23 protein-coding genes are annotated in these 25,459 nt (G+C 72.1%); 13 read left to right on the top strand and 10 right to left on the bottom strand.

Annotated elements, in window-relative coordinates:
• The first annotated feature begins 48 nt into the window (after window positions 1–48).
• Window positions 49–1,089, top strand: a complete 1,041-nt coding sequence (locus tag ABT025_RS09170; protein ID WP_350991581.1) for a hypothetical protein — start codon at window positions 49–51, stop codon at window positions 1,087–1,089.
• Window positions 1,090–1,212: 123 nt separating this feature from the next.
• Entirely contained in the window at window positions 1,213–2,526 is a 1,314-nt protein-coding gene (locus ABT025_RS09165) for a serine/threonine-protein kinase (RefSeq protein ID WP_350991579.1), read from the top strand.
• Between the two features lie 314 nt (window positions 2,527–2,840).
• Here the strand turns inward: ABT025_RS09165 and ABT025_RS09160 are convergent, their stop codons facing one another.
• The 7 genes from ABT025_RS09160 to ABT025_RS09130 all read right to left on the bottom strand — a co-directional run bounded on the left by ABT025_RS09160 (window position 2,841) and on the right by ABT025_RS09130 (window position 10,500).
• Entirely contained in the window at window positions 2,841–3,704 is an 864-nt protein-coding gene (locus ABT025_RS09160) for an HAD-IIB family hydrolase (protein ID WP_350991577.1), read from the bottom strand.
• Window positions 3,701–4,531, bottom strand: a complete 831-nt coding sequence (locus ABT025_RS09155) for an inositol monophosphatase family protein (protein WP_350991575.1) — start codon at window positions 4,529–4,531, stop codon at window positions 3,701–3,703. The genes ABT025_RS09160 and ABT025_RS09155 overlap by 4 nt, the downstream gene beginning before the upstream one ends.
• On the bottom strand, window positions 4,528–5,337 hold the full coding sequence (locus ABT025_RS09150) for an HAD family hydrolase (protein WP_350991573.1): 810 nt from the start codon (window positions 5,335–5,337) through the stop codon (window positions 4,528–4,530). Before ABT025_RS09150 ends, ABT025_RS09155 begins: the two co-directional genes overlap by 4 nt.
• Complete coding sequence (locus ABT025_RS09145) at window positions 5,327–6,130, bottom strand: HAD family hydrolase (RefSeq protein ID WP_350991568.1); 804 nt, start codon at window positions 6,128–6,130, stop codon at window positions 5,327–5,329. The genes ABT025_RS09150 and ABT025_RS09145 overlap by 11 nt, the downstream gene beginning before the upstream one ends.
• Window positions 6,127–7,278 carry an ABC transporter ATP-binding protein gene (locus tag ABT025_RS09140; RefSeq protein WP_350991566.1) on the bottom strand — a complete coding sequence of 384 codons (1,152 nt, stop codon included), beginning with the start codon at window positions 7,276–7,278 and terminating at the stop codon, window positions 6,127–6,129. The genes ABT025_RS09145 and ABT025_RS09140 overlap by 4 nt, the downstream gene beginning before the upstream one ends.
• Window positions 7,279–7,282: 4 nt before the next feature.
• Window positions 7,283–9,181, bottom strand: a complete 1,899-nt coding sequence (locus ABT025_RS09135; RefSeq protein ID WP_350991564.1) for an ABC transporter permease — start codon at window positions 9,179–9,181, stop codon at window positions 7,283–7,285.
• Window positions 9,182–9,282: 101 nt separating this feature from the next.
• On the bottom strand, window positions 9,283–10,500 hold the full coding sequence (locus ABT025_RS09130; protein ID WP_350991562.1) for an ABC transporter substrate-binding protein: 1,218 nt from the start codon (window positions 10,498–10,500) through the stop codon (window positions 9,283–9,285).
• A gap of 285 nt (window positions 10,501–10,785) precedes the next feature.
• Here ABT025_RS09130 and ABT025_RS09125 point away from each other — a divergent pair, with 285 nt between their 5' ends.
• The 3 genes from ABT025_RS09125 to ABT025_RS09115 all read left to right on the top strand — a co-directional run bounded on the left by ABT025_RS09125 (window position 10,786) and on the right by ABT025_RS09115 (window position 13,778).
• Window positions 10,786–12,096 carry a phytase gene (locus ABT025_RS09125; protein WP_350991560.1) on the top strand — a complete coding sequence of 437 codons (1,311 nt, stop codon included), beginning with the start codon at window positions 10,786–10,788 and terminating at the stop codon, window positions 12,094–12,096.
• Between the two features lie 72 nt (window positions 12,097–12,168).
• The gene (locus ABT025_RS09120; RefSeq protein WP_350991558.1) at window positions 12,169–13,146 is read left to right on the top strand and encodes an inorganic phosphate transporter; all 978 of its coding nucleotides are present in this window, start codon (window positions 12,169–12,171) and stop codon (window positions 13,144–13,146) included.
• Window positions 13,143–13,778 (top strand): DUF47 domain-containing protein, encoded by a 636-nt coding sequence (locus ABT025_RS09115; RefSeq protein WP_350991556.1) that lies wholly within the window; start codon window positions 13,143–13,145, stop codon window positions 13,776–13,778. The genes ABT025_RS09120 and ABT025_RS09115 overlap by 4 nt, the downstream gene beginning before the upstream one ends.
• 161 nt (window positions 13,779–13,939) lie before the next feature.
• On the opposite strand, the gene ABT025_RS09110 is transcribed toward ABT025_RS09115, so the two are convergent.
• The gene (locus ABT025_RS09110) at window positions 13,940–14,683 is read right to left on the bottom strand and encodes a GntR family transcriptional regulator (RefSeq protein ID WP_350991554.1); all 744 of its coding nucleotides are present in this window, start codon (window positions 14,681–14,683) and stop codon (window positions 13,940–13,942) included.
• A 162-nt stretch (window positions 14,684–14,845) separates the two neighbouring features.
• Between ABT025_RS09110 and ABT025_RS09105 the strand changes: the two genes are divergently transcribed.
• From ABT025_RS09105 to ABT025_RS09070, 8 genes are all read left to right on the top strand, one after another.
• Window positions 14,846–15,844 carry a Gfo/Idh/MocA family protein gene (locus tag ABT025_RS09105; protein WP_350991552.1) on the top strand — a complete coding sequence of 333 codons (999 nt, stop codon included), beginning with the start codon at window positions 14,846–14,848 and terminating at the stop codon, window positions 15,842–15,844.
• Window positions 15,841–16,701, top strand: coding sequence for a TIM barrel protein (locus ABT025_RS09100; protein ID WP_502971908.1), 861 nt, complete (start codon window positions 15,841–15,843; stop codon window positions 16,699–16,701). The genes ABT025_RS09105 and ABT025_RS09100 overlap by 4 nt, the downstream gene beginning before the upstream one ends.
• A 32-nt stretch (window positions 16,702–16,733) precedes the next feature.
• Window positions 16,734–17,678: a 5-dehydro-2-deoxygluconokinase gene (gene iolC / locus ABT025_RS09095; RefSeq protein ID WP_350991778.1), complete on the top strand. Its 945-nt coding sequence runs from the start codon at window positions 16,734–16,736 to the stop codon at window positions 17,676–17,678.
• Entirely contained in the window at window positions 17,671–18,546 is an 876-nt protein-coding gene (locus tag ABT025_RS09090; RefSeq protein ID WP_350991550.1) for a Cgl0159 family (beta/alpha)8-fold protein, read from the top strand. Before iolC ends, ABT025_RS09090 begins: the two co-directional genes overlap by 8 nt.
• 11 nt (window positions 18,547–18,557) lie before the next feature.
• Window positions 18,558–19,397 (top strand): 5-deoxy-glucuronate isomerase, encoded by an 840-nt coding sequence (gene iolB / locus ABT025_RS09085; protein WP_350991548.1) that lies wholly within the window; start codon window positions 18,558–18,560, stop codon window positions 19,395–19,397.
• Window positions 19,394–21,250: a 3D-(3,5/4)-trihydroxycyclohexane-1,2-dione acylhydrolase (decyclizing) gene (iolD, locus tag ABT025_RS09080; protein WP_350991546.1), complete on the top strand. Its 1,857-nt coding sequence runs from the start codon at window positions 19,394–19,396 to the stop codon at window positions 21,248–21,250. The genes iolB and iolD overlap by 4 nt, the downstream gene beginning before the upstream one ends.
• A 161-nt stretch (window positions 21,251–21,411) precedes the next feature.
• The gene (locus ABT025_RS09075) at window positions 21,412–22,329 is read left to right on the top strand and encodes an intradiol ring-cleavage dioxygenase (protein ID WP_350991544.1); all 918 of its coding nucleotides are present in this window, start codon (window positions 21,412–21,414) and stop codon (window positions 22,327–22,329) included.
• Window positions 22,319–23,107 (top strand): triphosphoribosyl-dephospho-CoA synthase, encoded by a 789-nt coding sequence (locus ABT025_RS09070; RefSeq protein WP_350991542.1) that lies wholly within the window; start codon window positions 22,319–22,321, stop codon window positions 23,105–23,107. Before ABT025_RS09075 ends, ABT025_RS09070 begins: the two co-directional genes overlap by 11 nt.
• 27 nt (window positions 23,108–23,134) lie before the next feature.
• Here the strand turns inward: ABT025_RS09070 and ABT025_RS09065 are convergent, their stop codons facing one another.
• Both ABT025_RS09065 and ABT025_RS09060 read right to left on the bottom strand, forming a co-directional pair.
• On the bottom strand, window positions 23,135–24,436 hold the full coding sequence (locus ABT025_RS09065) for an eCIS core domain-containing protein (RefSeq protein WP_350991776.1): 1,302 nt from the start codon (window positions 24,434–24,436) through the stop codon (window positions 23,135–23,137).
• Window positions 24,437–24,667: 231 nt separating this feature from the next.
• Entirely contained in the window at window positions 24,668–25,354 is a 687-nt protein-coding gene (locus ABT025_RS09060; RefSeq protein ID WP_350991773.1) for an HAD family hydrolase, read from the bottom strand.
• Between the last annotated feature and the right edge of the window lie 105 nt (window positions 25,355–25,459).

Here is a 25,459-nt window from a genome sequence, read left to right as displayed (position 1 = left end):
CTGGTGCGTATGCCTGCCGGCCGAGGGGCGTCCGTAGACTCGCGCGCCATGGAAGAGATGTTCAGGCTCGGAGAGATCAGCTGCCCATCGGGGGTGCTGGTCGTCGTCGACGGCGGCCATCTGGGGTTGTGGAGCGGAGAGCGGTCGCCGGCGGAGATCGATCCGGTTCTGCTGGGCATCGACGACCCGGCGACGGCTGCCGAAGTGCGCAACGCGGTCGACTTCGCCGTGGTCGGGCCGGACGCCTCGGCAGCGGCCCGCAGCTTCGGCCGGCAGCCGGGTTCGATGCTCCACGACATCCCGGCCTCTCGGGCGGTGGAGTTGGGGAGGATGTTCGACGAGCACTGTCTGGGCGCTGGTCTGGACGCCCGCCTGGAGGCGTTGGCGAACCGTGAATCGCATGCCCGGCGCACGCGGCGTACTGCTGTTGAAGGCGGCGGCGGTTTCCTGATGTTCGGGGTGCCTGTCGTTGTGGTGGGAGGGGTGCCCAGCGATGCCCAGCTGCCGGTTTTCGCTTCGCGGGCCGACTTCGGAGACGGTGCCGGACCGCGGTGGTCCGAGATATCGGTTCGCATGAGTGCGGCCGAAGCGGAGTCGTCCGTGTTGCTGGGTGACATCGGCGTCGACTGGGCCCGCGTCCTTTTCGGTGATGCCGATGCCCTGAACGCCTGGCAGCACGACGAGCCTGTGGACGGCTTGGCCGACGTCGCGTTCTGGGGGGATGCCGCAGAGGAAGCCGCCGAGACGTTCGCCGCATCGGAACTGGGTGAACCCGGCGAGGACGGTGTCCACGGGTGGACCGGGCTGGCCGTGGCGGAGGCGAGGGAGAAGGTTCTCGCGGTGCAGAGCTGGAAGGAGGAGACCGGGCGCCGCATGGCGGTGGACTTCCGGCCCCATTCCCATCACTGGCAGGTCATGCGACAGGTTCGCGCCTCCGAGGTCGAGGCCGGAACCGTGGAGGTCGGTGACGCCCGGCTGCTGTGCGCGATGACGGGCTGGGGTGACGGCTGGTTCCCCGTGTCGGCCGACCTGGATGCGTCGGGCGCTGTGGTCGCGGTGCGGGTGAACTTCTCCGACGCGGCCGGGTAGCCGTTCTGTCTCCGTGGCGGCCGGGGCGAGACCTGCCCGGACCCTCGCGGAGGCGGGGCTGCGGTGGCCCACCACGCCTGCGTCATACTGATGCGCTGAAGCACACGGGGAGGCGTACGACGCATGGGGTACGGGGCGGACGGTGCGGGCCTGCCGGAGAGTATCGGCGGGTATGCCGTGGAGCGGCAGTTGGGCGCCGGCGGGATGGGCGTCGTCTATCTGGCGCGTTCACGCGGCGGGCGTGCGGTGGCCGTGAAGGTCGCGCGCTCGGAGCTCGCGACCGACCCGCACTTCCGGGAGCGGTTCCGCGCCGAGGTCGAGGCCGCGCGCAGCGTGGGCGGCTTCCACACGGCGCAGGTCGTGGACGCGGACCCGGCGGCGGAGGCACCCTGGCTGGCCACGGCGTATGTTCCCGGGCCCACACTCTCCGCGCTGGTCGAGGCAGAGGGGCCGATGGGCGAGGCGAGGCTGCGGCAGTTGGGCGCGGCCCTCGCCGAGGCGCTGGCGGCGATCCATCGCTGCGGCCTGGTGCACCGCGACCTGAAGCCGGGGAACATCATCATGGCCTCGGACGGGCCACGGGTCCTGGACTTCGGTATCGCGCGGGCACTCGAATCCACCCGTCTGACGGCCACGGGTATGGCTTTCGGTACGCCGGGGTTCCTGGCGCCCGAGCAGGCGCAGGGGATGCAGGTCGATGGCTCGGCCGATGTGTTCGCGCTCGGCGCGGTGCTCGTCGCGGCGGCGGGCGGCAGTGCGTTCGGGGCGGGTACGCCGATGGGCCTGATGTACCGGTCGGTTCACGAGGCGCCGGATCTGGCCGCGGTGCCGGAGGGCGTGCGGCCGATCGTCGCGGCGTGCCTGGACAAGGAACCCGGACAACGGCCCACACCCGACGGGCTGTTGGACCTGTTCGTGCCGGGCGGCGCGGTGCACCTCCCGACGGCTGTCTCTCCTCCTCCCCCTTCTCCTCCGCCACCCTCCTACGCGCCGTTCAATGCCGCTCCGGAGCAGTGGCAGCAGGCTCCGGCCGATGCCGCCCCCGCGGCTGCCCCCGGGTTCGGCCCCGGGTATGCCCCCGCGTTCGGACCTGCGACCCCGGCGGCCCCTGCGGCCCCCGACGCCGAGAGCGACATCGCCTTCATCGCGGTCGCCTCGGACAGGCACCTCCTGATCGACTCCGTGGGCATCGAGTTCGGCACGGCGGCAGGTGATGTGCAGTTCACCTGGGCCCAGATCAGCGCGGTCGACTACGCGGCCTGGGGCACCAAGCACCTCAGTGTCACCGTCCGCTTCCAGAACGGCACCGTGTATCCGTGCATGATCGCCGCCGGCAAGCGGTCCCGTCTCCGGGAATGGCTGGAGGACCTGCCGCTGATCCTGGAGTTCTTCAGGCAGTCGCCGCAGTCGCCGCAGTCGCCGCAGCCCCCTCGGTAGCCGTATCTCAGAACCCGGGAGCCGGGACGAAGTCCGGCCACGCCCGCTTCCGGGGACAGGCCGGCCACCTTGTAGGCGTTCGTCGTCGTGGCCGGCCCGTGGTTGGCGCAGGAAGCGGAGGGGCTGCCATCGCTGTCCCCGTCGGCCGTGCACGCGGCTGCCGCCATCAGCAGGGCCACCGAAAGCAGCGCGCCTGCCGATCTTCCGGTTCGGTTCAAATGGGCCCCCTCAACGGGTACGTCGAAGAGCGACGCCCAGTAGACATGGGCGACCCCGGCCCGGTTCCACGCCCCGAACGGCCCGGGGCCGCCCGGTCACGGCAGCGGCCCGTCCAGGATCCGCCCGACCAGGTCGGCGACCGCACCCTCGGAGCAGGCCGCGACCACGACGTCCGCCGCCTTCAGGACCTCGGGGTGGCCGTCGCCCACCGCCGCGCCGAGGCCCGCGAGGCGGATCATGCCCGTGTCGTTGGGGTTGTCCCCGATGGCGGCGATCCGGGCGATGTCCATGCCGTACCGGGCGGCCAGCTCCCGTAGCGCGGCCTCCTTGCCGGCGCCGGGGGGCAGGACCTCCAGGTAGGTGTCCTCCGACTGGACGAGCAGGGCGTCCGGGCAGTGGAGGGCCACCAAGTCGGCCAGGGGGGAGAGGTTTTCGCCGTCGGAGATCAGCATCACCTTGGTGGGGGGCCTGTGTGGCGGGGCGGGGAGCAGCACGATGCGGTCGCGGCGGGCGTAGTCCGTCAGGGCGGGGGCGTCGCGCAGGACGTGGGCGTCGCCGCCGCTGAAGCCGACCGCGCCCACGCCGTCGGGCAGGGCGGGCAGGACCAGGTCCCGGAGCGGTGGCCAGACGGGACCCAGGTCCAGGTCCAGCAGGTGGTCGCCGGTGCGGGGGTCGGTGATGCGGGCCCCGTTGTAGAGGATCATCGGTGTGTCCAGGGCGAGTTCCCGGTGGTACGGGGTGGCGGACTCCTCGTTGCGGCCGGTGGCGATGAAGACCGTGCCGCCGCACTCCCGGTAGCGGTGCAGCGCCTCGACGCTGCGGGGGACGAGGCCGAGGTCGCGGTCGACCAGGGTGCCGTCCAGGTCGGTGACGATCCAGGTGTGGGCCAGGCCGGCGTGGGGGGCGGGGGTGCGGTCGGGTCCGAGGTCGGCGGCGGAGGCCGAGGGGGAGGCCGTCATCGGTTCGTCCCCGAGGCGGCCCGGTCGGTGTACCAGGCGGTGAACTCCCTTAGCGCCGTGGGCTCCAGGTCGCGGGTGTGTGCCACGTAGCACGGCTGGTCCCAGCCCGGCTCGCCGCCGAAGGGTACATACGTGCCACCCGCCCGGTCGACGAGCATGTGGGCGGCGCAGATGTCCCACGCGTTGACGGTCGTGCCCAGGGCCGCGTCGCACCAGCCCGCGGCCACATGGGCGAGGGTGAGTGCGGCGCTGCCCGTGCGGCGGACGGTGCCGTAGCGGGAGACGAGGCCGGCGAACCGTACCGGGGACTCGGGGTCTCCGGACGCGAGTTCCCTGCTGTTGGGGAAGCCGGTGATGAGGAGGGCCCGGGACTCGTCCGTCGTACCGGCCGAGACCAGCGGGCGGTCGCCCAGGTAGGCGCCGGAGAGGTCGGCGGAGAAGACGTGGCCCGCGATCGGGTCCACCACGGCGGCGGCCACCGGACGGCCGTCGACCACGGCGCCGATCGCGGTGCAGAAGAACGCCAGGCCGTGGGCGAAGTTCGCGGTGCCGTCGATCGGGTCGACGTACCAGGAGATCCTGCCGCTGCCGTCCCGGCGGCCGCCCTCCTCGCCGATGACCGTGCTGTCGGGGACCTTGCCGAGGAGGGCGTGCCGGATGCGTTCCTCGGCCCGGCGGTCGTGCTCGGTCACGGGGTCGTGCTCGTCGCGCTTGAACTCCACGTCCATCCGGCCGCGGAAGGCGGCCCGCAGGTCGGGTGCCACCGCGAGCGCGGCCTCCACCGCCACCGTGCGCAGATGGGCGGAGAGTTCGTCGGTCTCGGTCATGCGTGTTCCCCTCGGTCGGCCGTGTCGGGTCCGGTGGTTGCGGAGCGCAGGAGTGCCAGGAGTCCTTCGCCGTCGTGGACGACCGTGTCGGGCTGCGGGTGTGCGGTGGGGTCGAGGCGGTCCTCGGGGCGCATCAGTACCGTGCGTCCGACCCCCGCCCGGAGCCCGCACACCACGTCGCGGTCGTAGTTGTCGCCCACGTACCAGCAGTCCGCCGGGTCCGTGTTCAGGGCCTGGGCGGCCAGCAGGAGGAGCTGCGGGCCGGGCTTGCGGTGTCCGGTCTCGTCCGAGTAGACCTGCACGCCGAGGTAGGGCGCGATGCCGCCCGCCGCCGCCATCTCGCGGTTGAGTGCGCCGACCAGGGTGTTGCTGACGATGCCGGTGCGGATGCCGTGCTCCTTGCAGAGGCGCAGCACCTCCGTCATGGCGGGGTCGTGGGTCTTGTCGCTCTCGGCCAGGACCAGGGCGCGGCACAGCCCGGTCGCCTCGGCGCTCACGGCCGCGCGGGCCGGTGCGGGCCAGTCGGCCGCGATGAACTCCGCCCACAGCTCGCGGTGGGTGACCTCGCGCGGGGCGGCTCCGCGCGCGTTGCCGTTCTTCCAGTCGCCGTACGCGGCCCGGCCGGCGCGGATGTCGTGGAGTACGCGCTCCCGGTCGAGGCCGGTCAGGCCGCCGGCGAGGGCGAGGACGTGGTCGGCGAACGCGGGCATCCGCTCGGGGCGTTTGACCGAACGGACCAGGACGCCGCCGTGGTCCAGGAGCAGGGCGCGGGGCGGACCGCCCCGCGCCGGGGAGCTACGCGGCATCGTCCGTCCCCGTGCCGGGCTGCGCGAAGGCGGCGATCAGCAGGTCGCGGAGCCCGTACGGGTCGGCGACCACGGCGTCCGGCTGCACCCGGACCACGTAGGGGCGCTCGTACGTCCCCCGGGCCTCCATCAGGACGCTCGCGCCGACGCCGGCCCGGCGCCCGCACAGCACGTCCCGGTCGAAGTTGTCGCCCACGTACCAGGTGCGGGCGGCCGGGACGCCCAGGGCCCGGGCCGCGAGGTGGATCATCTCGGGGTTGGGCTTACGGACGCCCGCCTCGTCGCTGTAGACCTGCAGGGCCAGCCGTTTGTCCAGGCCGGTGTTCCGCAGGTAGTCGCGGTGCACGGAGCCGCTCAGGGCGTTGGAGACGATGGCGACCGGCAGCCCGAAACGGTCGGCGGCGTCCAGGAGTTCGCCCATGCCGGTGCGTGTCTCGCGGTCCTGGCGGAGCTCGCCCTGCCGGTGGCAGAGGACCAGGGCGTGGGCGGTGACGAAGGCGCGGGCGGCCGGGGGCCAGTCGGCGGCGACGAACTCGGTCCAGTAGCGGTGGGCGGTCATCTCGGCGGGCGCGGCCGGCCGGGACATGGCGTTCTTCCAGTGCGAATCGGCGGCGGCCGCTGCCTTGAGGTCGCTGACGATGTCGTCGTGCGTGAGCTCGTGGGAGCCCGCGGCCACGAGGTCGTGGTGCAGTTCGGCGGCCAGTTCCTCGGGCCAGGAGGGGCGGTTGGTGGTGGCGACGACGACTCCACCGAAGTCGAGCAGCAGTGCTGCGGGGCGGATCAGCTGGTTCACGGTGCGGTGTACTCCTTGGAGGGCGCGGGGACGGCCGAAGGCTCCGGGAGCCTGGCCCCGTTGCCGTCGAACAGGTGCAGGTCGCTCAGGTCGACGGTGCAGCGGACGGTGTCACCGGGGGCGGCCGTCACCGCCTGGAAGGACACCAGGTAGAGCTCGGTGTCCGCCGCGTCCAGTGACACCGTGGTGCTGGAGCCGGTCGGCAGCACGGTGGTGACGGTGGCGTCGAATTCGAGCACGCCGTCCGGTGTCGGGCCGGGCGGCGCGGAGCGGGTGGAGAGGCGGATGGACTCCGGGCGGATGCCGACCGTGCGCAACGCGCCGTTCAGCTCCCGGCGTTCCGCGACGACGCGGTCGTGGACGGCGCCGCGGAACGGGCCGTCGTCATCGGTCCCGGCGTCGAAGAGGTTCATCGGGGGGCTGCCGACGAACTGGGCCACGAAGGTGTTGGCCGGGCGGTGGTAGACCTCCAGCGGCGGGGCGAGCTGCTGCACCTCGCCCTTGTTCATCACGACCACATGGGTGGCCATCGTCATGGCCTCCAGCTGGTCGTGCGTGACGAAGACGATGGTGTGGCCCGTCTCGTCGTGGAGCCGCTTCAGCTCGGCCCGCATCTCCAGCCGCAGCTGGGCGTCCAGGTTGGACAACGGCTCGTCGAGCAGCAGCACTTCGGGGTTGATGACGAGCATGCGGGCGAGTGAGACGCGCTGCTGCTGACCGCCGGAGAGCTGGGCGGGATAGCGGTCGGTGGCCCAGTCGATCTGCATCATCTTCAGGGCCTTCATGGTGCGTTCGGCCCGTTCGGCGGCACGGACCTTGCGCACCCGCAGGCCGAACTCGACGTTCTTCGCCACCGTCAGATGCGGCCACAGTGCGTAGTTCTGGAAGACCAGTCCCATGCCGCGCTCCTCGGGGGGCACGAACACGCCCTGCTCCACACTGTCCCGGACCCGGCCGCCGACCTCGATGGAGCCCGAGTCGAGATGCTCCAGGCCGGCGATCATGCGCAGCGTCGTGGTCTTCCCGCAGCCGGACGGGCCGAGCAGGCAGGTGAAGGACCCGTCGGGTATCTCCAGGTCGAGGTTGTCGATGGCGGGGGGATTGGAGCCGTAGCTCTTCCGCACCGCGGTGAGCGCAATGGTGGGCATGGCGTCAGCCTCCGAGTCCCGAGGACAGGTTCGTCTTGGTCAGGCGTTGGGTCAGATACGTGGCCAGGAAGGAGATCAGCGAGATGACGAGGACCACCGCGTTCGCCATCTGGTCGTAGGCGTAGTCCACGAGGTTGATGGAGAGCGTGGTGAGCAGCTGCGTACCGGTCGTGGTCAGCATGATCACGATGCTGAGTTCCTTGAGCCCGGAGATGAAGGGGAGCACCACTCCGGTGACCAGGGCCCCGCGCTGGATGGGGATGACCACCTTGCGCATGCGGGTGAACCAGCCGGCGCCCGTCACCTGGGCGGCCTCCTCCGGTTCCGGGCCGAGCTGCATCATGGCGCTGATGCCCGACCGCGAGGAGTACGGCAGATGGGTCACCGCGAGCACGATGACGAGCAGGGTGATCGAGCCGTACAGGGCCGGAACAGGCCCTCGCTGCACGGCGAACAGGGTCAGGAACGCGGCGGCGAAGGCGATGCCGGGGACCATGTAGGGGAGGAAGCTGATCTGGCGCAGCAGGGTGCCCATCCGGCTGCCGCCCGAGCGCACCACGACGTAGCCGATCAGCAGCCCGACGGCTCCGCAGATCAGTGAGGCCAGACCGACGATGCGCAGACTGTTCCACGCGGCGTCCCACAGCTGGGTACCGCGCAGCACTCCGTGCGGGAAGCCGGGGGCGCCGGCGATGTGCTCGCCGATCCAGTACTTGAGCGTGAAGTTGTCGAGGCTGAACACGCCTGGCGTCTTGCTGATGGTGGACAGCGCCAGGGTGGCGACGGGGACCACCACACCCACGGCGAAGATGGCCAGGGCGACGCCCAGTGCCGCCGGGCGCCAGCGGCCGAGCGGGCTGATCCGGTCCATCGCGCCCTTGCCGCCGACGGTGACGAACCTGCGCTGCTCACGCACCAGGCGGGTGTCGATGATGATCACGACGATGCCGATCGCCACGATGACGCCGGCGAGCACCGCGGTGACGCCCTGCTGGTGGTCGTGGACGGCACGGAACAGCGAGGTGGACAGCAACTCGTAGTTGACCGGGAGACCGAGGATGTACGGCGTACCGAAGGTGCCCAGGATGCGGCCGAAGACCAGCAGCACGGACGAGGACATGGCCGGCAGCATCAGGGGCAGGGTGATCCGCCCCAGTACGGTGCCGCGCCGGGCGCCCAGGACCCTTGCGGAGTCCTCCAGTTGGCTGTCGATGCGCCGCAGCGCGTTGCCGAGCAGCAGGAGGACGAAGGGGTAGTAGTGCAGTCCGAGGCAGATGATGATGGGGACGGCGCCGTAGGCGAGCCAGTCGGGGGTGTGGACGCCCCAGGCCTCCAGGAGGCCGATCTGCCCGCCCGAGCTGTCGTTCTTGAACAGCGCCAGCCAGGCCAGCGCGAACGTCCAGGACGGCAGCATGTAGGGGACGACCAGCGCGGTGGACAGCCACTTGCGGCCCGGTATGTCGGTACGGGTGAGCAGCCAGGCGGCGGTGCCGCCGAGTATCACCGCGAGCAGGGTGACGCCGAGGGCGACGACCACGGTGTGCCGCAGCGGCTCCCAGAAGAGGATGTCGCTGACGGGTGAGCGGAAGACGCGCCAGAAGTAGTACCCGGTGAGCGCGCCGATCGACTGCCCGGACTTCCCGTCGTCGCCGACCTGGACCCGTGCGGCGTCGGAGAGCACCGCGACCAGGGGCGCCACCACGAGGTAGGCGAGCATGAGGACGAGTACGCCCCCGACCAGGTAGGTCGGCTCGTGGCGCAGCACGTTCAGTCGGTAGCGCAGTCGGTTCAGTCGTCCGGAGCCGCGCTTCCCGGTGGAGCCGCCTCCCCCGGCGGGGGCGCGGCCGAAGCGGGGCGGATCGGCTGACGGGGCGGGGGCGGAGTCGGGGTCGGCCACGGCCATGGGCGTTCTCCAGGAGAGGGGTGCGTGGTCCGGCCGGCCCGTCGGGGGAGGCCGGGCCGGCCGGAAGAGGGGCTACGTCTGCGAGGGAGGGGCCGGGGCGGTCAGCTGTGGCTGATGCGCCACAGGTCCTGCATGGCCTCGGTGTCGGCGAAGTCCTTCGCCAGGTACTTGGGATCGAAGGTGAACAGCTCCTTCTTCCAGTCGGTCAGGCCTTCCGGGCTGAAGGAACCCTGCTTGACCGCTGTGCTGCCGGGGATCCCGCCGGCACCCATCTCGTGGCTGATGCCCTCTTCGGTGAGGATGAAGTGGGTGAAGAGCTTTGCGGCGTTGGGGTGCTCGGTCTTGTCGGCGATCGCCGAGTACTTCGGGTAGAGGTAGCCGCTCCACGGCTTGAGGGTGTCGCAGACCCGCATCGAGTAGTTCTTCTCCTCGACGTCACGGAACTTGGCGTTGGACACGAGCCCGATGCGCGGCTGCTTCTGGTTGGGGGAGGCCACCGCGGCCGCCACGTCGTCGTCGGCGGAGGTCAGCACGGGAGAGTTCTTCGCCAGCCGGACGACCCACTCCTCGGCAGCCGTCTCCTGCGAGGTCTTCAGCTCCTCGCCGGGGTGCGCGGCCCGGTGCGCGTCGCGCAGCGCCTGATCGGCGCCGTTGGACAGCTGGTTGAACCACTCGACGATGTTCGGCTTGCCCAGGGGGTCCTGGAGAGCGACCTTGCCCTTCCACTCGGGGCCGACCAGGTCCCAGATGTTGTCGACCGGGCAGCCCTTGGGGAAGAGCTTCGGGTTGTACACCCAGACGTTGGCCTTCTGCAGGACGAGCAGCGGACTGCGGTTCGCCTCCGGAATGTCGTCCACCAGGTCGGCGGGTATCCAGGTGTGGACGATCTTCTGCGGCAGCAACTGGCCGACGAGGCTGGGGCCGTCCTCGTACAGGGTCATGTCGATGGTGACGTTGTCGGCCTGCGACTCCCTGGTCATCTTCTCCAGGGTGTCGCCGACCTTGTTCTTCACGCCGGTCGTCCTGATGCCGTACTTGGCGCTGAACGCCTGGGCGACCTTGGTGATGTCACCCGAGCTGTCGTAGACGGTGAGCGACCCCTCCTTCTTCGCGGCCGCCACGAGGGCGTCCAGGTCGAAGTCGGCAGGATCGTCGATGACGGCGGACGGGGTCGCGCTGCCCGCGGCGGGGGCGTCGTCGCCCTGTTGGCTCGACGGTGCGCAAGCGGCGGCGCCGGCGAGGACGGCAATCGCGGCTGCGAGGGCGATTCTTCGGACCGGCCGCTGCGCGTCACCGATGCCGTGAGTGCTGCTGGACAATGCCTGACCTCCTGCGTGGGCCCGGCGGAGCCGGGCTGCTCCTGAGTGGGTCGGCCTTGGAACGCCCTTCACGGGCGGTCCTCTCCGCAACGCGGTCGGGGCGACTTGGGGAGCAGCTTCCGCCCGCCTTCTTCACTATGTCAAGACATGCTGATGTAACTCTGTGGAAATCCACGGAGGTTGACGCTTCTGCGATGCACTCATGTCCGCAGCCTTTTATGTCAGCACATACTTATGTACTGTCCTGGCCATCCCGCACCGCCCAACCCACTTCCGGGAGGCACGATGCACTTGTCCAGACGATTGACCACGGCCTGTCTGGCGGCGGCGACCGCCGCACTGATGGCGACACCGACTCTGCCCGCGGCCGCCGCCGGCACCCCCTCCGTGTACGCCGTCAGCGAGACCCCCGCCCAGTTCGACGACGCGGCCGGCGGCGACGCCAACGCGGACGACCCGGCGATCTGGTTCAACGCGGCGGACCCCGACGCCAGCCTCGTCATCGCCACGGCCAAGCAGGGCGGACTGCGCGTCCACGACCTCGGCGGCAACGAGATCCAGTCGATCCAGGCGCCCGCCGCACCCGGCCCGGAGAACGAACCGGGCCGGTACAACAACGTCGACCTGCTGTCGGGCCTGAAGATCAAGGGCAGCCGCACCGACATCGCCGTCGTCTCCGACCGGGGACGCGACCGGCTGCGGATCTACGGCATCGACCGTCACCACCCCGACGCGCCGCTGACCGACCTCACCGACCCCGCCGCCCCCCGGGTCTTCAGCGCCACCGAGGCCGACGTGGACGAGCAGCAGACCGCCTACGGTCTCGCCACCTGGCGCGACGCCGCCACCGGCCGCTACTACGCGCTCGCCAGCCAGCGCCACACGACCCGTCTGGCGATGCTGGAGCTGACGGCGACCGCCACCGGAAAGGTCACGTACCACCGGATCCGGACGCTGGACCTGCCCGCCTCGTTCGACATCGGCAACGGCACCCGCTGGACCCCGTGCGACGAGCCCGGCCGTACTCCCCAGGTCGAGGGCATGGTCGTGGACGCCGAGCGGGGCGTCCTCTACGCGGCCCAGGAGGACGTGGGCATCTGGCGGATGCGGGCCGACCTCACGGGAACGCCCCGCATCGTCGACAAGGTGCGCGAGTTCGGGATCCCCGGCACCTATGACCCGGTGGCCGACGAGTGCACCGCCGGCGCGGACCCGGGTGTGGGCGGCAAGCGCATCACCGCCGACGTCGAGGGACTGACGATCTACCGCGAGGACGACGGCGAGGGGTACCTGCTCGCCTCCAGCCAGGGTGACAACACCTTCATCGCCTACGAGCGCGAGGGCGACAACGACTACGTCGGCAACTTCCGGGTCGCCCCGGCGGCCGGGGGCTCGGACGCGATCGACGGCTCCGAGGAGTGCGACGGCGCAGCGGTGCTCAACGCCCCGCTGGGCGACGGCTACCCGCACGGACTGCTGGTGGTCCACGACGGGTTCAACGCCCCGGACGTGACCGGGGAGGACGGAGAGGTCCGCACCAACACGAACTTCAAGTTCGTCGACTGGGACGACGTGGCCGACGCGCTGGACGACTGACGGCCCACGGGGCGGCGTGCACACCGGGTCACCGGGTGCGCGTCGCCCCCACCACGTGAGGTAGCACCTTCCTTGACCACCACTGTCGCGCTCTTCATCACCGCCCTGGCCTTCGTGCTCGTCTGCGGTGCCAACGACGGTGCCTCGCTGCTGGCCATGGCCGTACGCCACAGCAGCGGTTCGTCCGTTCCCGTACTGCTGATGCTGACCGCCGCGGTGGCGCTCGGACCCGCCCTGTTCGGCGTGCGGGTGGCCCGCACCTTCACCGAAGGTCTGATACCCGGCGACGCCGCGCATCCCGCGCTCATCTTCCTGTGCGGAGCCGCGGCCGCACTCCTGCTCGTCCTGCTGCTGACCTGGCGCGGCATCCCCACGTCGATCACGCTGGCCGTCCTCGGCGGGCTGGCCGGCGCCGGCTCCGGACTGGGTGAACGGCCGCAGTGGGCGCGGCTCGGACTGGTGCTGGGGATAGCCGCCGCGGCGCCGCTGATCGGCGCCGCCGCCGGGTTCGCCATGGGCCGCGGCGCCCGCCGGGTGCCGACGACGCCCGGGATGCCGCGCCTCGTGCACGGGGCCCATCTGGCGGCCTTCGGCTGCCAGTGCCTGGCCTACGCGGCCAACGACGGCCAGAAGATGTTCGCCGTCGCGGCCGTGGCGACGGCCGGCCACGTCGGCGGCAGCCTGGACACACCACCCGGCCTCGCACCCACCGTCGCGGTGGCGTCGGTCTTCGCGGTGGGGGCCGTCCTCAGCCTGCGCAGGGTCTCCGGCGGGGCGTCGGTCCGGCTGCTGGCCGCCCGCCCGTGGCAGGTCGCGTCGGCGGAGATGGCCTCGTCCGTCACCGTGTTCTCCAGCGCCGCCCTGGGCGCACCCGTGTCCATGACCCAGACGGTGATCGGCGGACTGGTGGGTGCCGGGGCCAGTGAAGGGGGCCGCCGGGTGCGCTGGCAGTTCGCCGTCCCGCTGGTCACCGCATGGGGTGTGACCCTGCCCGCCGCCTACGCGGCCGGCCTGCTGGCCGGCCTTCTCGCCCGAGGAGTGACCGCATGACCTTCCGCAGAATCGTCGACGACCTCACCGGCCGCTCGCACCATCAGCTGACCGACCTGCTGGCCACCCAACTCGACGCGGCCATCGAGGGGGTGGGGCTGGCATCCGCGATGTCCGACGGCACGCTCACGCCCGCCGAGGCCCGCGAGGCCATGGTCGACGTCGAGCACCGGGGCGACACCGGCCGGGCCGGACTGGTCGCCGAACTCGCCGTCGCCCTGACCACGCCGATCGACCGCGAGGACCTCTACCGCTTCTCCCGCAGCGTCGACGACGTCCTGGACAACATCCGCGACCTGGTGCGGGAGACCGACCTCTACGGCGCGCAGGGGGAGCCCGCCGACCTGCCCGCACTGGCCGGGGTGGCGGAGGGCCTGGCCGCGCTGCGTGGCGCGGTCCAGGGGCTGGCGGACCGGCCAGGGGAGGTGGACGCCGCCACCTCGGCGGCCCGCAAGGCGGCCGGACAGGTGCGCAGGCACTACCAGTTGGCGATGGCCGAGCTGCTGCGGCAGGAGGTCGGCACCGACACCCTGACCCGGCGCGAACTGCTGCGCCGGCTGGACGTGGTGGGACTGCGGCTCGGTGAGTCGGTGGCCGCACTGTCGGACGCCATGCTGAAGCGCAGCCACTGAAACGCGGCCACTGAAGCGCAGCCGCTGTAGCGCAGCCACTGAAGCGCAGCCGCTGAGGCGGGCGGCCCGGAGGCGGTGGGCTTGAGCGGCGGCCCCGAGGGGGCGGTCGAGCGGGGGCCCGGAGCCGGGCCCCCGTTGCTGCCTGCCTGCCCGCCGGCCGTTCAGTGCGCGGTCAGCGTCATCTCGAAGGAGTACCGGGACGCCCGGTAGAGGTGGGACCCGAATTCCACCGGGCGTCCGGCGTCGCCCTGGACCGTGCGTTCCATGGTGAGCAGGGTGCCGCTGCGGCCCTCGCCCAGCAGCCTGGCCTCCGCCGCCGTGGCCCGGCGGGCCCCGACGGTCTGACGGGCGGTGCGCAGGGAGACGCCCGCACGCCTGAGCAGTTCGTAGAGCCCGTACTCGGTGAGGTCCTCCGCGGTCAGCGTCAGCAGATCGGCCGGCAGGTGGTTCCGCATGACGGCTATGGGCTCGTCGTTCGCGTAACGCAGCCTGCGCAGCGCCACGGTGGGTGTTCCGGGTTCGAGCTCGAGCGCCACCGCGACGGTGCCGACGGCGGGCACGGTCTCCATGGACAGCACCTCGGTGCGGGGCCGACGGTCGTCCCGCTTCAGGTCCTCGAAGAGGCTCGTCAGCTCGATCTGCCTGCGCACCCGGTTGTTGACGACCTGGGTGCCCACCCCGCGCTTGCGTGCGAGGAGCCCCTTGTCGACGAGGTGCTGCATGGCCTGACGCATGGTCGGGCGGGAGAGGCCGAACTTGTCCGCCAGGGCGATCTCGTTCTCCAGCCGGGTGCCGGGCGCCAACGTGCCGGACTCGATGAGCTGTTGGAGCTGCTGTGCGACCTGGAAGTACAGCGGTACCGGACTGCTGCGGTCGATGCTTATCAGCCTGGTGATCGATTCCACGGGGACTCCTCGAAACGTAGTACCAGGCGTTCAGTATGCCGCACAGTTCGACTCTAGCTCTGTACGTATATATGTCAGAACAAATGCTTGACTCGTTGTGAGTGCCGAGGATACAAATCAGGGACAGGCATCCACTCCTCCTCGAACCGGAGGCATTTGCGCATGCGCATCGGACTCATCGGTACCGGCCGGATCGGCACGTTCCACGCCGAGACCCTGATCGGACTCCCCGCCGTGACGCGGGTCGTCCTCCACGACTCCCTCGAAGACCAGGCACGCGAACTGGCCGTCAAACTCGGTGCCGAGTACGCCCCCGACCTCGACGGGCTGCTGGGTTCCGGCCTGGACGCCGTCGTGATCGCCGCCCCCACCGCCGCCCACGCGGACCTCGTACGGGCCGCTGCCGCCGCCGGAGTGCCGGTCTTCTGCGAGAAGCCGATCGCCGGCACCCTCGCCGAGACCCGCGCCCTGCTGGCGGAGCTCGACGGCACCGGCGTCCCGCTCCAGGTCGGCTTCCAGCGCCGCTTCGACCGCGGCTACGGCGCCCTGCGCGATGCCGTCGCCGCCGGTGAGCTGGGCTGGCTCCACACCATCCGGGCCTGCACCGCGGACCCGGCACCGCCACCGGCCGGATACCTGCCCGCATCGGGCGGCATCTTCCGCGACTGCGCCGTCCACGACTTCGACATCGTGCGCTGGGTCACCGGCCGTGAGGTCGTCGAGGTCAGCGCCACCGGCGCCAACCGGGGCGATCCCTACTTCACCGCCGCCGCGGACGTCGACACCGCGGTCACCGTCCTCACCCTCGACGACGGCACCCTGGTCACCTGTACCGCCACCCGTTACAACGGCGCCGGCTACGACGTACGGATGGAGGTGGCCGGCTCCCACGGCACGCTGGCCACCGGCCTCGACTCCCACGCACCCCTCCGCTTCACCGCGGGCGGACCCCAGCCGGGGGCCGTCTCCCACGACGGATTCCTCAGCCGCTTCCGTGACGCGTACACCGCCGAGCTGACCGCCTTCACCGAGGTCGCCGCAGGCACCCGCCCCAGCCCCTGCACCGGGGACGACGCGCTGGCCGCCCTGCTGGTCGCCGAGGCCGCCGACCGCTCGTGCCGCACCGGCCGCCCCGTACGGGTAGAGGAGGCGGGCCGATGATCCGCGTCGCCGGAGCCCCCATCTCCTGGGGTGTGTGCGAAGTCCCCGGCTGGGGACACCAGATGAGCCCGGAGCGGGTGCTCGACGAGATGGCTGCCGCAGGTCTGGCCGCCACCGAGTTCGGCCCCGACGGCTTCCTCCCGCAGGACCCCGGGGCCCGCTCCGCCCTGCTCGCGGGGCACGGCCTGGCCGCCGTCGGCGGATTCGTCCCGGTCGTCCTGCACGACCCCGGCCGCGACCCCCTGCCCGAAGTCCGGCGTGCCCTGGCCGGGTTCGGGCCCGCCCGCACCCTGGTCCTGGCGGCCGCCACCGGATCCGACGGCTACGACGCCCGCCCCGAACTCTCCGAACGGGAATGGGACGCCCTGCTGGGCAACCTCGACCGGATCGCCGCCCACGCCCGCACCGAAGGCATCACCGCCACCCTGCACCCGCACATCGGCACGATGGTCGAGGGCCCGGACGAGGTCGAACGCGTCCTCACCGGCAGCTCCGTCCCTCTCTGCCTGGACACCGGCCACCTGCTGGCAGGCGGCAACGACCCCGTGGCCCTGGCCCGCCGGGCCGCCGACCGCATCGCCCACGTCCACCTCAAGGACGTCGACGCGGCGCTCGCCGCCCGCGTCCGGGCCGGGGACCTCACGTACACGGCCGCGGTCAGGACCGGGCTCTACCAGCCGCTCGGCCGGGGCGACGTGGACATCTCCGCGATCACCACAGCGCTCGGCGCGGCCGGCTACACCGGGTGGTACGTACTCGAACAGGACACCGTCCTCGACGCCGAACCAGCCGCAGGACAGGGCCCGTTGGCCGACGTCGTGGCATCCCTGGCCCATCTGCGCAAGGTGACGTCGTGACAGCCGCTGGACCCGCCCCCGAGGTGCTGGTCATGGGACGGCTCGGCGTGGACCTCTACCCGCTCCAGCAGGGGGTGGGCCTGGCCGACGTCGAGACCTTCGGCAAGCACCTGGGCGGCAGCGCCGCCAACGTCTCCGTCGCCGCCGCCCGGCACGGCCGCCGCACCGCCCTGATCAGCCGCACCGGACAGGATCCCTTCGGTGACTACCTCAGGTCCGAGCTGCGCCGCTACGGAGTCGACGCGGCCCGGGTCCACCCCGTCGCGGGGCCCCCGACCCCCGTCACCTTCTGCGAGGTCTTCCCGCCCGACGACTTCCCCATCTGGTTCTACCGCCCGCCCGGCACCCCGGACCTCCGGATCCGTGCCGAGGAACTCGACCTGGACGAGGTGCGCGCGTCCGGACTCCTGTGGGTCACCGGCACCGGACTGTCCGCCGAGCCCAGCGCGGCCGCCCACCTCGCAGCCCTGACCGCCCGCGACCGGTCGGGGATCACCGTGCTCGACCTCGACTACCGGCCCGGGCTCTGGCCCTCCCCGCAAGCCGCCGGACCCGCACTGCGGGCCGCCCTCGCGGGCGCCACGGTGGCCGTCGGCAACCTCGACGAGTGCGAGGCGGCCGTCGGCGAACGCGACCCGGACGCCGCGGCCGACGCCCTGCTCGCCACCGGCATCGAACTGGCCGTGGTCAAGCAAGGGCCCGCAGGGGTGCTGGCACGCACCGCCACCGAGCGGATCGTGGTCGCCCCCCACCCCGTCCGCGTCGTCAACGGCCTCGGAGCGGGCGACGCCTTCGGCGGCGCCCTGTGCCACGGCCTGCTCGCGGGCTGGCCACTCGAGCGGACCCTCCGCTTCGCCAACGCAGCAGGCGCCTTCGTCGCGGGGCGGCTCTTCTGCGCCCCCGACATGCCGACTACCCCACAGGTGGAGGACATGATGGAACACGCCCACTCCCAGGAAGCGGCACCGCATGCGTGACGGAGCGCTGCACGCCCTGATGGAGACCCGGGCCCGGCGGCCCGAGGCGATCCTGGAGGCGGCCCGGAGCCGCAGCCGGCGCCCGATGATCCAGCCCTCCGGCCGGCTGATGCTGGTGGCCGCCGACCATCCGGCCCGCGGCGCCCTCGCCGTGCGCGGCCGCCCCGACGCCATGGCGAACCGCGCCGGACTGCTCGACCGCCTGCTGACCGCCCTGGCACGGCCGGGCGTGGACGGTGTGCTCGGCACCCCCGACGTGCTGGAGGACCTGCTGCTGCTCGGCGCCCTGGAGGACAAGGTCGTCATCGGCTCGATGAACCGCGGTGGCGTGCCCGGGACCGTGTTCGAGATGGACGACCGCTTCACCGCCTACGACGCCGCGTCGATCGAGGCGATGGGCTTCGACGCCGGAAAGATGCTCCTGCGCATCGATCCGACCGACGCCGCCACCGCCGCCACCCTGGCGGGCTGTGCGGACGCCGTCTCCGCACTGGCCGACCGCAGGCTGACGGCCCTGGTCGAGCCCTTCTGGGTCCGGCGCGGACCGGACGGGCGCGCGGTCAACGACCTGCGCCCCGACGCCATGGTCCGGGCGCTGGCCATCGCCCAGGGCCTCGGCCGCACCTCCGCCTACACCTGGCTGAAGGTTCCGGTGGTCGACAACATGGAGGCGGTGATGGAGGCCTCGACGCTTCCCGCGCTGCTGCTCGGCGGAGACCCTCCGGGCACCCCCGACGAGACGTACGCCTCCTGGGAGAAGGCGCTCAGGCTCCCCACCGTGCGCGGCCTGGTGGCCGGCCGGTCCCTGCTCTACCCGCCCGACGACGATGTGGCCGCAGCGGTGGACACCGCCGTCGGGCTGCTGTGAGAGGAGGTGCCATGGACGGCCATCAGCCCGCGGGCCGCACCGCGCACGGTCCCTGGTCAGTGGACACCGGAATGCGGCACACGGGACTCCGGGTGCTGGAACTCGGCCCCGGCGGCTCGCAGTCCTTCGGTACGCGTGAACGCGAGGTGATCGTGCTCCCCCTCGCCGGCTCCTGCTCCGTGCGCAGCGGCCCGCAGGAGCTCGAACTGGCCGGGCGCCCAGGGGTCTTCGAGGGCGTGAGCGACTTCGCGTACGTCCCCCGCCGCAGCGAAGCCGTCATCAGCAGCCCCGGGGGCGGCCGCTTCGCGCTGGCGAGCGGCACCGCCCTGCGGGATCTGCCGTTCCGCCGCGGCCCGGCCGAGGGGGTACCGGTCGAGACCCGCGGCGCCGGCTCCTGCCGGCGCCAGGTCCACAACCTGGCCAGTGCCGACGGCTTCGCCTGCGACCGCCTGATCGTGGTGGAGGTGCTCACCCCGGACGGGAACTGGTCCAGCTATCCACCGCACAAGCACGACGAACACACCACGACCGAGTCGGAACTGGAGGAGGTCTACTACTTCGAGATCGCCCGCGGCGGCTTCGGCCAGCACCGGCTCGGCGGCAGTCCACCGGGCCCCGCCGGCGAGACCGCCGAGGTCCGCACCGGTGACGTCGTGCTGGTGCCGGACGGCTGGCACGGCCCGTCGGCCGCACTGCCCGGCTACCCGATGTACTACCTCAACGTCATGGCGGGCCCGCACGCCGAGCGCGCCTGGCGGATCACCGACGACCCGGCACACGCCTGGGTCCGCGAAACCTGGGACGGTGCCCGGGCCGCCTTCGGAGCACCGCCCACGGAAGGGGCAGCATGATCCGGCTCACCGTCGCCCAGGCACTGGTGCGATTCCTGGTCGCCCAGCACACCGAACGGGACGGGGTGAGCCGACGCCTGTTCGCCGGCTGCTTCGGGATCTTCGGGCACGGCAACGTCGCCGGGCTGGGGCAGGCGCTCTGGGAGAACCGCGACCTGACGTACTACCAGGCCCGCAACGAACAGGCGATGGTGCACACCGCGGCCGCGTACGCCCGGATGTCCGACCGCCTCTCGACGTTCGCCTGCACCGCCTCGGTCGGACCCGGGGCCACCAACATGGTCACCGCCGCCGCGGGGGCCACCATCAACCGGCTCCCCGTGCTGCTCCTGCCCGGGGACACCTTCGCCACCCGCGTCGCCGAACCGGTGCTCCAGCAGCTGGAGACGCCGTGGGCAGGGGACATGACCGTCAACGACGTGTTCCGGCCCGTCTCCCGGTACTTCGACCGGATCGGCCGCCCCGAGCAGCTGATCGGCGCCGCGCTGGCGGCCGTGCGCACGCTCACCGATCCGGTGGACACCGGCGCGGTGACGCTCGCGCTGCCCCAGGACGTGCAGGCGGAGGCCCATGACTGGCCCGAGGAGTTCCTGGCCCCCAGGGTGTGGCGCATCGACCGGCCGGCCCCGCAGGCCCAGGTGCTGGCCGACGCCGTCCGGATGATCCGGGCCGCCCGCCGCCCCCTCGTCGTGGCCGGGGGCGGTGTCGTCTACGCGGGCGCCACCGAGGCGCTGGACGCCTTCGCCCGTGCCACCGGAATCCCGGTCGCCGAGACCCAGGCCGGAAAGGGCGCGCTCCGGCACGGCCACCCGTCAGCGGCCGGCGCCGTCGGGCACACCGGCACGACGGCGGCCGACGCGCTGGCCCGGGAGGCCGACCTGGTGATCGGTATCGGTACCCGCTACAGCGACTTCACCACCGCCTCGCACACGCAGTTCGCCGATCCCGGCGTCCGGTTCCTCAACATCAACGTCGCCCGGATGGACGCCGTCAAGCACGCCGGACTGGCGATGGTCGCCGACGCCCGTACCGCCCTGGAGTCGCTGACCGCCGAGCTGGCGGGCTGGCAGGTGCCCCCGGAGCACCGTGCGCGGACAGCCGCACTGGCGCGCGACTGGGACGCGGTGGTGGACGCCGCCCACCACCTGGGTCACACACCGAAGCCCGCGCAGTCCGAGGTGGTCGGAGCGGTCAACGAGGCGGCGGGCGAGGACGGGGTGGTGGTCTGCGCGGCCGGATCGCTCCCGGGTGACCTGCACAGACTCTGGCGGGCAGCCGACCCGAAGCAGTACCACGTCGAATACGGGTACTCCTGCATGGGTTACGAGATCGCCGGCGGCCTCGGCGTGAAGCTCGCCGCCCCGGAGCGCGAGGTCTTCGTCATGGTGGGCGACGGCTCCTACCTGATGATGGCGCAGGAACTGGTGACGGCCGTCGCCGAAGGGGTCAAGCTCATCGTGGTCCTGGTCCAGAACCACGGTTATGCGTCGATCGGGGCGCTCTCCGAGACGGTCGGCGCACCGCGCTTCGGCACCTGGTACCGCTACCGCGACGCGGACAGCGGAGCGCTGGAGGGCGACCGGCTGCCCGTCGACCTGGCGGCCAACGCGGCGAGCCTGGGGGCGGACGTCCTGCGGGTCGCCACCGTCGCCGAACTGCGGGGCGCCCTCACGGAGGCCAGGGCCTCCGACCGGTGCACGGTGATCCACATCGAGACGGACCCGATGGTCCCCGCCCCGTCCTCCGGGGCCTGGTGGGACGTGCCGGTGGCGGAGGTCTCCGACGCCCCGGAGACCAGGGCGGCCCGGGACGCGTACGTGAAGGCCAAGTCCGCCCAGCGGCCGTACCTCTGAGGACCCGCACCGACGGGCCGGGCACCCCAACTCCATTGGGGAGCACGGCCCGTGCGCGTTTCACAGGCGCCTCACAGGCGGTGGACAGCCCATGGCGGGCCGGCGCACCTAGGATGCGCCATATGCGTGATAACAGTATTGACAGGCGAAAAGTCCTGGTTATGGGAGGTGCGGCGGCCGGTGTGGCCGGGCTGGCGCTCGCGGGCTGCGGCACCTCGGACGGATCGTCCCCGGCCGCGTCGTCCGCGTCCGCCACCGGAACCACTTCGTCCGGGTCCGGGCAGTGCGTGCTCATGTCCAGCGTCACCGAGGGCCCGTACCACCTGGACAACGCGCTGGTACGGAAGGACATCACCGAGGGCAAGGAGGGGGTGAAGCTCACGGTCCGGCTGACCGTGCAGGACACCACCGAGTCCTGCGGCCCGGTCTCCGGAGCCGCGGTCGAGATCTGGCACTGCGACGCCTGGGGCTACTACTCCGGCTACACCACCACCAGCCCGGGCGGCAGTGTCCCCGCCGAGAGCGAGGACACCAGCGGTGCGAACGACAGGACGTTCCTGCGCGGATACCAGATCGCGGGCGACGACGGCGTCGTGGAGTTCACCACCGTCTTCCCCGGCTGGTACACCCCGCGTGTCACCCACATCCACCTCAAGGTGCACACCGGCGGCCGGAAGGAGGACGGCACCTACGAGGGCGGCAAGGTCAACTACACGGGTCAGCTGTTCTTCGAGGACAAGTACGGCGACGCGGTCCACGGACTCGCTCCGTACTCGGAGCACAGCGGTACGCCCACCAAGCTCGACGACGACATGGTCTACGGCGGGGGCGGCGCCAAGGACGGGCTGATGACGGTCACCGGTGACGTGACCGAGGGATACGTCGGCACGCTGACCCTCGGCATCGACCCGGAGAAGGAGAACACCGGCGCAGGCGGCAACGGCGGCAACGGCGGTGGCGACGGCGGCGGCGGTGAGCCCCCGACCGGTACGCCTCCGAGCGGTGCCCCGACCGGTCCCCCGCCGAGCGGTGCCCCGAGCGGCCCCCCGCCGAGCGGTGCTCCGGGCAATGCGTCGTAACGACCTCGCCGAAGCGGCGGTCGGCGCCCTGGTCGAGGCGGTGGAGATCACCCCGAAGCCGGGTCTGACGGACGGCCGGGGCCCCGGCGTCGGCCCCGGCTGCACCGACCCGGCCACGGCCCGCTGGGCGGCCAAGGCGCTGTACCCGGGCCTCACCGCGATGGCCGCCGCGGCCCGCCGCGGACACGCGCCCGGACGCGAACTGCGGCAGGAACTGGGGGAGATCGGGCGCGCGACCGAGCGGACGGTCCGGCTCGCGGCCGGCGGCGCCTCCGTGCACCGGGGCGCCGTCTGGGCGCTCGGACTGCTGGTCGCGGCAGCCACCCTGGAACCGGACGACCCGACGGGAACCGCCAAGTCCATTGCCGCGCTGAACGACCGAAACGCGCCACGCCGTCCGACGGCCGGATCCGGTGTCGCCTCGACGTACGGCGCGGCGGGCGCCAAGGGGGAGGCCCGAGCCGGATTCCCGCATGCCAGAAGAGCGCTGAGCACCCTGCGCAGCAGGAGGGACGACGCCCGGCCCGACGCGCTGATCGGCATCATGAGCACCCTCCAGGACACCGGCCCGCTGCACACGGCGGGTCCCGCAGGCCTCCGGCTCGTGCAGTCGGGCGCCCGAGCCGTCCTCGAAGCGGGCGGCACCGGCACCGAAGCGGGGCGCGAGGCCGTCGCCGTACTGGAGGCGGACCTGCGACGCCATCGGATCCGGCCGGGCGGCAGCGAACCGCTGCTCGCCGCCGCGCTGTTCCTCGACCGCCTGGGCCAGGCGCGTTGACCACGCGCCGCAGCCGTCGGGGAGGTTCTACACCTCCGGCGCGCGCGGCACGTAGGTGTCCGCGTCGGCCCGTGCCCAGTCGCTGTGACCGGCGTCCTCGATCCTGTAGATGTTGTTCTGGGTCGCCGTGGCCCACCGGATGAAGGTGTCCAGTGCCCTCATTGCAGTGATCAGCTGGAAGTAGAGAAGCCCGTACTCGGTCCTGGTGTTCGTGAGCCAGGTGTTGAAGGCGCCCGCCTGACCGTTCCCCAGGCGGCGGTTCCTGATCTTCGTCACCGCGTCCGGGTCGAAGATCTTCGCTTCGAGCAAGGCGCCCCAGCTCGCGGTGGTGACGGCCAGATCGCCGAGTTCCCACCCTTCCGTCCCAGCCGCTGCGGCCTTCTGCTTGAGGTCCCGGGAGAAGTCCCCGAACGTCGACGCGTTCGCGTCCGGCCCCGCCACCGAGTCCTCCGCCAGGGTCGCGATGAACGAGTAGTGGGCCACGCCGCTGTCGCTCGGGTGGCCGAGGTCTCCGGCCCGAACCGCTGTCGCCCGCAGAGTCGTGCAGGCCGTCGTCAGCGCACCGAGTGCCGTGGTGAACTTCGTCCGGAGGCCGACGTTCTTCTTGATGGCGTCCTTGGTCTGGTCGTCGAGCTCGGAACCCTTGCGGAACGCCTCCGCGCGCGCCGAGAGCATGTCGGCGATCTGTGCGGCCGTGGCGTCGAGGGCGTTGAACACGTGGTCGCCCTGCGCATGGCCCCCTCCGGCGACGCGCTGGACCGCGGTGACGGAAGGCCGGACGTGCCCCATGCCCGCGTGTGCCGGGTCCTGGGCGGTCCTCTGCACCTGCGGAGCCGGTCCCGACATGACGCGGTGGGCGTTGGCCTCGGCTTCGCGCTCGAAGCGGTCACCGGGGTCGCTGACCGACAGTCCGTTTCCGTTGTCGGTGCCGGAGACGGCCCCCTGGCGTTGCTGGATCACATGGGTGAGTTCGTGCGCGAGGGTGTGTTTGTCACCGCCGCTGTCCCCGATGACGACGTGGTTGCCGGACGTGTAGGCGCGGGCCCCGACCCCGGCGGCCGAGGCGCGGGCGGCGCTGCCCTCGTGGATGCGGACCTCGGAGAAGTCCGCGCCCAGGCGGGACTCCATCTCCTGGCGCAGCGGGGCGTCGAGCGGCCTGCCGGACCGGGCCAGCACGTCGTGGACGGCGGATCGCTGGATCCGGGTGCCGGCCGCCGGGGCCTGCCGGTGGCCGCAGTCCGCTCCGTGCCGGTGCTGTTCGTCCTGGTGGCCTGCCAGTTGCAGCATGTGCAGCACCGCGGCGTTCCCGACGCTTCGCTGGAGGGCCATGACGCCGGCGTGGTCCACCGGGGTGCGGAGCCGTGCTGCCGACTGCTTGTCCGCGGCCTGTTCGGAGCCTCGCTCGTGCAACAACTGAACGCCTTTCGACGACGAGACAGACCAGCACCACGAAACACCCCGCGGACGCTGTCCGGCAGGTGCGCGAGGGCAGACCTCAGGCAGATCCGTTGTCCGCGGGGCCCCGGTCAGGGCACCCCGAGGACCGCAGGGGCCGTACCGCTACAGCGCACGCAGCAACCTGGGGCGCGGGGGCTCCGGTACGTCCGCCGCCCTGCTCAGGAGCGCCGGCAGCTCCGTCAGTGTGGTGATACGGAAGTCCGCCGTCTCCACCACATCCGGGTGGTCCGCCCACCAGTACCCGCACGCCCCCCGCCGGATGTGCGCCGCCAGCAGCCCAGAGGACTTGGCCGGGAACAGGTCGCCGGCCGGGTGGTCGCCCACGTACAGCGTCGACTGCGGATCCGAGCCGGACACCTCCAGGACACGGGCGAAGAACTCCGGGTCCGGTTTGGCGACGCCCCACTCGTCCGAGGTGACCACCACGTCCGCGGGCAGGTCCAGCCCTCGCAGCAGTTCCCCGGCCCGCGCCGTCCCGTTGCCCGCGACGATCACCCGTACGCCCAGCGTCCGCAGTTCCGCCAGCGCCGGCCGGACGTCCGGGTAGAGGTCCGACTCGTCCAGGTGCTCGCCGCGGCCGGCGGCGGTGCGGGCCAGTGAGGCCTCGGTGACGTCCATGTCGGGACGCAGCATGGACAGCGCGTCGGCGCTGTCCCGCCCCTGGACGACCGCGGCCCCGACCAGCGCACTCAGTGTGTGCGGCGGGACGCCGAGCCAGTTGGCCCAGGACGCCCAGTACCGGTCGTCGCGGATGAGTGTCTCGCCGATGTCGAAGACGATCGTTTCCATCACCGGGCCGAGCCTACGGGTCGGGGGCCGCTGCGCGGCCGAGGCGCCAGGGGCGCGCGTGACCTGCGGGAGATCCGGCCTGTGACCGTTCAAGTACTCGCTCGT

This window comes from Streptomyces sp. NPDC002809 (genome assembly GCF_040295435.1).
Classification (GTDB): domain Bacteria; phylum Actinomycetota; class Actinomycetes; order Streptomycetales; family Streptomycetaceae; genus Streptomyces.
The sequence above is the reverse complement of the archived record's forward strand: the minus strand, read 5'-3'. Positions and strand labels throughout refer to the sequence as shown.